The 704-nt window shown below is 49.1% G+C and carries 2 protein-coding genes; both read right to left on the bottom strand.

Annotation, left to right across the window (positions count from 1 at the left end; translation table 11 throughout):
* Nucleotides 1-49: 49 nt before the first annotated feature.
* Nucleotides 50-262 carry a hypothetical protein gene (locus ABD481_RS46570; protein WP_344672332.1) on the bottom strand — a complete coding sequence of 71 codons (213 nt, stop codon included), beginning with the start codon at nt 260-262 and terminating at the stop codon, nt 50-52.
* Nucleotides 262-704: hypothetical protein (locus ABD481_RS46575; RefSeq protein ID WP_344672333.1), on the bottom strand; the 443-nt coding region annotated here is incomplete at its 5' end. The genes ABD481_RS46575 and ABD481_RS46570, both read right to left, overlap by 1 nt.

The following is a 704-nucleotide window of genomic DNA, read 5'->3' on the forward strand; positions in this document are numbered from 1 at the left end:
CTAACAAATGTTATTCCGTCACACTTAAAACGCGCTGCAGAAACATCGGTTAGTGAATCTGCTTGAGCAAACCCCAAAGCGTTTGTGCTTTCGATGTGAGTTTCCCGGTTTCAGGATCAAACATGCGCCATTCCCGACGCTGGTGGATGATGTAACCGTCTTCACGTTCCAGACGCTCCAGCATGTCCGGTTTTCTGAAGCCTTTCGCTCTCCAGTAGCCGCTTGTTTTCTCAATCTCAAGACCAGTCATTTTGTGAGCCATTAACCAACCTCCTTACATCCGTCGAAAAAGAAACTTTGGTTTTTGCTATGAACGCCGTAGACGTCGTGGGATTTGTTGTAGATAAGCTTGTCCTCGCCAACGCCAACCAGTTTACCGTTGCGTTTAGCCAGATATGGAGATGAGAGAACCTCATCGCCGCGGACGACATAGAACTGATCTCCGCTATCAACGACCAGCGCGCCGAAGTCAGCTTTAGTAGGTCTGCTGATTTGATCATTTTTCACCTGCGATACGGTCATATCGCATTGGTAAATTCGGGTATCCGCCAGCAGAGAGAAGGATAGGGCGGCCAGCAGTAGCGTTATTTTTCTCATACCACTATCTCTGTGTAGACCTGTGCTGTAGAGGTGACGACCAGCACCAGTGCGAGCATGTTCACAGTGGTTCCGTTGACAGGGGACAGAGCTTTCTTGAGTGTCCC

The organism is Catenulispora yoronensis (genome assembly GCF_039531695.1).
In the GTDB taxonomy this organism is placed as follows: domain Bacteria; phylum Actinomycetota; class Actinomycetes; order Streptomycetales; family Catenulisporaceae; genus Catenulispora; species Catenulispora yoronensis.